The organism is Chlorobium sp., from assembly GCF_049593655.1.
Taxonomy (GTDB): Bacteria; Bacteroidota; Chlorobiia; order Chlorobiales; family Chlorobiaceae; genus Chlorobium.
In genome coordinates, this window is sequence record NZ_JBAWHG010000004.1 from 1 (window position 1) to 5335 (window position 5335).

The 5335-nt window shown below is 54.2% G+C and carries 4 protein-coding genes and 3 tRNA genes; 4 read left to right on the plus strand and 3 right to left on the minus strand.

Going from position 1 to position 5335, the window contains the following annotated elements; all coding sequences use genetic code 11:
* The first annotated feature begins 325 nt into the window (after positions 1-325).
* On the plus strand, positions 326-778 hold the full coding sequence (locus WBP50_RS00415) for a hypothetical protein (protein WP_423931087.1): 453 nt from the start codon (positions 326-328) through the stop codon (positions 776-778).
* Between the two features lie 54 nt (positions 779-832).
* On the opposite strand, the gene WBP50_RS00420 is transcribed toward WBP50_RS00415, so the two are convergent.
* The 3 genes from WBP50_RS00420 to WBP50_RS00430 all read right to left on the minus strand — a co-directional run bounded on the left by WBP50_RS00420 (position 833) and on the right by WBP50_RS00430 (position 1330).
* A tRNA-Ser gene (locus tag WBP50_RS00420) sits at positions 833-922 on the minus strand.
* A gap of 13 nt (positions 923-935) precedes the next feature.
* Positions 936-1018, minus strand: a tRNA-Ser gene (locus tag WBP50_RS00425).
* Positions 1019-1242: 224 nt separating this feature from the next.
* Positions 1243-1330 (minus strand) — tRNA-Ser (locus WBP50_RS00430).
* A 210-nt stretch (positions 1331-1540) separates the two neighbouring features.
* On the opposite strand from WBP50_RS00430, the gene guaB reads away from it, so the two are divergent.
* The 3 genes from guaB to WBP50_RS00445 all read left to right on the plus strand — a co-directional run.
* On the plus strand, positions 1541-3034 hold the full coding sequence (guaB, locus tag WBP50_RS00435; RefSeq protein WP_423931088.1) for an IMP dehydrogenase: 1494 nt from the start codon (positions 1541-1543) through the stop codon (positions 3032-3034).
* Between the two features lie 28 nt (positions 3035-3062).
* The gene (locus WBP50_RS00440; protein ID WP_423931089.1) at positions 3063-4169 is read left to right on the plus strand and encodes a DUF1615 family protein; all 1107 of its coding nucleotides are present in this window, start codon (positions 3063-3065) and stop codon (positions 4167-4169) included.
* A gap of 52 nt (positions 4170-4221) precedes the next feature.
* The coding region (locus WBP50_RS00445; protein ID WP_423931090.1) for a DUF1615 family protein at positions 4222-5335 on the plus strand (1114 nt) is incomplete at its 3' end.

Here is a 5335-nt window from a genome sequence, read left to right on the forward strand (position 1 = left end):
GCTTCACGGTGCCGGACCATGAAAGCATCATAAGCGAAGTGGCCGAAGCCGTCGGGCGCTGGCCGGAGTTCGCCGCTGCCGCAAGGATTTCGCCCGAAGCCGCGCTCCGCATCCGGCAGGATTTTCCAAACGTGATCGATGCCCGGCAAAATCCCTGAACATAAAACCGACCTTCGGATTCGCGTCCGTGTGGAGACGCCAGGAAGCACTATTTTCCCGGTGTGCGGCGGGAACGGAAAAGGAACAAAGAGAGGAAAACGACGATTGTGTTTGAAATTCCTGCGCCTTTCCCTTGATCCGTTGACGACAAGAACTCAACCGAAGCATGATGGATACCTCTTTTTTCATGTTGCTGCCGGTTTTTCTGATTGCCGTGTTCGCCCTTTTGTGGATCGGAGTAAGCGCCCTGCTCTCGAAACTGAGCGGATGGTCGCTGCTTGCCGAACGGTTTCCCGGTGCCGGGCCGCATGCCGGAAAGCAGTTCCGTTTCGCGTCGGGGTTCATCAGGCGATTCAGGCTCTTCCCGATCAGCTACAGGGGTTGCCTGTTCATGACTCTCGACAGCAGAGGGGTGCATCTCGACATCCTCTTCATCTTCCGCATGCTCTCGCCGCCGCTTTTCATTCCCTGGAGGGCGATAGCGTCGGTCGGCGAACAGAAGCACCTGTTCGGCAGCTACGGGGTTCTCTGCCTGAAGGATTGCCCGGTCGTGCTGCTCATCGCGGGCGAGGCCGGAGAGCAGTTGAGAGCGGAGTACGCGAAGCTGATTGGCGGATAAACGGGTTCTCACCCCTCCCTTAATGCAAAAACCCCGCTGGTGCGGGGTTTGTTGCGGAGAGGGAGGGATTCGAACCCTCGGTAGCCCTTTACGAACTACGTCGGTTTAGCAAACCGGTGCCTTCAGCCACTCGGCCACCTCTCCTGAAAATGTTATGCGGAGGATGAGGGACTCGAACCCCCATGGGCGTGAACCCGGCAGTTTTCAAGACTGCTGCCTTACCAATTAGGCTAATCCTCCAGCTACCCTAAAGAACAGGCATCAAAGATAGCGAATTGCGGGAAAAATGCCAGAGAAAAATATTACCGGAATTTCCCCCTGGGCTGTCGCCCTGCGCTACCGATATGTCGCTCCTCCGGAGCTGAAATTTCTTCCTGGCGGGTTCTCACCCTCCCTCTTTACCAGCTTTTTGCCTTTTCTTTCCACTCAGCACTTCCAACATGGAACTTAGTACTGGTCTTCTGCGGAGAGGGAGGGATTCGAACCCTCGAGGGCTGTTACACCCTACCCGCTTTCCAGGCGAGCGCACTAGACCAACTATGCGACCTCTCCGTAATAAATGGCCTGTAATTTACATTCTCTTTTGACTTTTCAAAAACGCAATCCGGATAAAAATGCAGCTAAACACGCTTTTTTATGGCGCTTGACCTCCCGACAGCAAATTTTCATCGGGGGGTTAACAGTGATTAACATTGCCATAGTCCCGGCACTTTTCGTAAATTGGCAGATTCAATTTAGCAGCAATTCTAAACCTGCCTGACGATGACGAAAATACTGTACGAAGCGCTTACGTTCGATGACGTGCTCCTGATTCCCGCATATTCAAATATACTTCCCAAAGAGACCAAGGTCGCCACCCGCCTCACGAAATCCATAGAGCTGAGAATACCGCTCGTCAGTGCGGCCATGGACACCGTGACGGAATCGCGCCTTGCCATTGCCCTTGCCCGTTCAGGCGGCATCGGCATTATCCACAAGAACCTCTCCATCGAAGAGCAGGCTCGGGAAGTCGCCAAGGTGAAACGTTACGAGAGCGGCATCATCCGCGATCCCTTCACCCTGTACGAAGACGCCACCATGCAGGATGCGCTCGATCTCATGCTGCGTCACTCCATTTCCGGCATTCCGGTTATCGAACACCCGGCCTACGAAGGCGACCCGTCAAAGAAGCTCAAGGGAATCGTCACCAACCGCGATCTGCGCATCAAGCCGTCGCTCGACGCTGGTATCGCAACCATCATGACCAGAAAAAATCTTATCACGGCCAGGGAGGATGTCGATCTTGCATCCGCCGAACAGATCCTGCTGAAAAACAAGATCGAAAAGCTTCTGATCGTCGATGAGGAGAACAACCTGAAAGGACTCATCACCTTCAAGGACATCCAGACCCGCAAGCAGTTCCCCGACGCCTGCAAGGACAGCCAGGGCCACCTCAGGGTCGGCGCGGCGGTCGGCATCAGGGAGAACACGCTGGACCGGGTCAAGGCGCTGGTGGAGGCAGGAGTCGATGTAGTTGCCGTCGATACCGCTCACGGCCACAGCCAGGCCGTTCTCGATACGGTGAAAGCGATCAAGAAGGTCTATCCGAAACTGCAGGTCATTGCAGGAAACGTGGCCACGCCCGAAGCGGTGCGGGACCTCGTCGAGGCAGGCGCCGACTGCGTGAAGGTGGGCATCGGACCGGGCAGCATCTGCACCACCCGCATTGTGGCCGGTGTAGGCATGCCGCAGTTTACCGCCATCCTGAACTGCGCCGGGGAGGCAGCCAGAACGGGTACGCCGATCATTGCCGACGGAGGAATCAAGTACAGCGGCGATATTGCCAAGGCCCTTGCCGCCGGAGCGGATTCGGTGATGATGGGCAGCATTTTCGCCGGCACCGACGAGAGCCCCGGCGAAACGATTCTCTACGAAGGCCGGAGGTTCAAGACCTACCGCGGAATGGGCTCGCTCGGCGCCATGTCGGAACCCGAAGGCAGCAGCGACCGCTACTTCCAGGACGCTTCGAGCGAATCGAAAAAATATGTACCTGAAGGCATCGAGGGGCGTATTCCCTCGAAAGGCAAGCTCGACGAGGTGGTCTACCAGCTTATCGGAGGACTGAAATCGGCAATGGGCTATTGCGGAGTGGGTACGGTGGAAGATCTGAAAAGCAGAACGCAGTTCGTGCGCATCACCTCGGCCGGCCTGCGCGAAAGCCATCCGCACGACGTCAAAATCACCAAAGAGGCCCCGAACTACTCGACCTCGATGTAACCGGAATTTCTCCACTGAAACCATCGCCATGCCGAGAGCGAAACGATTCATACTCTTTGCTTTGCTTTTCATCCTGTTTCTCGGCGGATGCCAGGGAACCAGGAATACAGGACTGACAGAAGAGCAGATAGAAAAACTGGTTCTTGCCGCAAGACCGAACAATCCTTCGCCTGACATCTGGGCGAAGGCAATAAAAGAGAGCCTCGAAGAGCTTGGGCAACCTGTCGACAAGGAGCATGTTTCTGCCGTGGTGGCGGTCATATCGCAGGTCAGCGGATTCTCGATCGCGCCAAAAAACGCGCGAATGGCCGGCATCCTGCGACAAAAGATAGAGGCTGCCGAATCGAACGAGGTGCTGCGTTTCATTATCGAAAGCAGACTTGATCAGAACGCCTCCAACGGCAGGACATTCCGCGAAAACATCGATTCGGTTGCAAGTGAGCTGGATTTCGAGCGCTGGTATGATGAGTTCACCTCCGCGAGCATAACGAAACCGATTCTTCTCGTGCTCAACAAGGATGCAAGCGATCTGGTCACCACGATCGGTTCGATGCAGGTTTCGGTGAAGTTCGCCGAAGAGTATCCGAAAAAGCCCGGTAACGCCGGGTTCGGAAGCGTGCGCGACATGCTCTACACCTGTAAGGGCGGCGTGTTCTATGGTGCGGCTTATCTGCTCGACTACCAGTACGATTACGATGACTGGAAGTATGTGTTCGCCGATTTCAACGCCGGGCATTACTCAAGCAGGAACGCAGGATTCCAGAAAATGCTGGCAAATCTGACGCACAGAACGGTCACCATGGACGGCGACCTGATGAACTATGAAAACGGCGATATCGCCCCTTCGGTCACCTATGTCACCTTCACCGGCTTCCTGAAGAAAAAGGGAGTGGCGTTCGATGAAGATCAGATCAGGCAGGATTTCTCGAAGGAAAAAAGCCATGATTTCGAGGACACCTGGTCTTATAAGACCATCGCGGAAATGCACAAGCAGAGATTCGGACGCACGATCTACGCTGTCCTGCCCGATATCCCCCTGAACAGTCCGAAATTCACGAGCAAAAACCTGTCCACGAAATGGTTCGCCCAGCGCGTGAAGTCCCGCTTCAACCACTGCATGCGCACACGGATATGAGGTTCGGGGTTATTTCGCACCCATCGTTTATACAGACACGAATCTGCCGGCCATGACAAGAGAAACACGCATCGCGCTCTTCACCCTCTGCGCACTCGTTTTGACCTTTTTTCAAAGTGCTTGTTCCCGAAACGACGATTCCGGGCTTGCGGAACAATCGATTGAAAAACTGATTCTCGTTGCCTCTCCGGGTCTCGACTCTCCCGACATATGGGCGAAAGCGATCAAAGAGAGCCTTCAGGAGATCGGCGTACCTGTCAGCAAGGAAAATGCGTGCGCCGTCATAGCTGTCATTGCACAGGAAAGCGGCTTTAAAACCGTTCCGAAAACACCCGGAATGGGCAATATCCTGCGCAGCAAACTGAACAATGCCGGAAGCAATCCCATTGTCCGCTTTATCATTGAATCACGACTGGACCAAAAAGCAGCGAACGGAAACACGTTCCGCCAGAACATCGATCCGATTGAAAGCGAGCGCGATGTGGAACTGTGGTATAACGAATTTATCGCTGCCGATGTCACCAAACCGATGCTTCAGGTGCTCGACAAGGATGTGGACGATCTGATCACCACAATCGGATCGATGCAGATATCGGTCAGATTTGCCGGGCAGTACCCTCGAAAACCCGAAAACGTCGAGCATGACGATATCCGTAAAATCCTCTACACCTGCAAAGGCGGAGTATTCTACGGATCGGCTTATCTGCTCGACTTCAAGCACAATTACGATGACTGGAAGTATGTATTCGCCGATTACAACGCCGGCCACTATGCCTCCCGGAACGTCGGCTTCCAGAAGATGTTGGCAAATCTGACCCGGAAAAACATCGTTCCGGACGGCGACCTGCTCAGCTATAAAGATGGCCATGCCTCCTTCGGGTCCACCTATGGCATCATGATCGACTATCTGAAGGAGACGGGAATGGCTTTCAACGAAGAGGATATCAAAAAGGATTTCCGGAAAGAAAAGAGTTATGATTTCGAGAAAACCTTCTCATACAAAACGATCTCGGCGTTGCACAAATCGAAATTCGGCAGTGCCATCCATGCAGGAATGCCTGAAATCCCCCTGAAAAGCGACAAGTTTTCGGGCAGGAACCTTTCCACGAAGTGGTTCGCAGACAAGGTGAAATCGCGCTTCGAGCGCTGCATGCGCACGAAGTTGT

Bases quoted from the DNA above. Each gene is read 5' to 3' on its own strand.
- WBP50_RS00415 (WP_423931087.1), top strand. From the start codon at position 326: ATGATGGATACCTCTTTTTTCATGTTGCTGCCGGTTTTTCTGATTGCC.
- guaB (WP_423931088.1), top strand. From the start codon at position 1,541: ATGACGAAAATACTGTACGAAGCGCTTACGTTCGATGACGTGCTCCTG.
- WBP50_RS00440 (WP_423931089.1), top strand. From the start codon at position 3,063: ATGCCGAGAGCGAAACGATTCATACTCTTTGCTTTGCTTTTCATCCTG.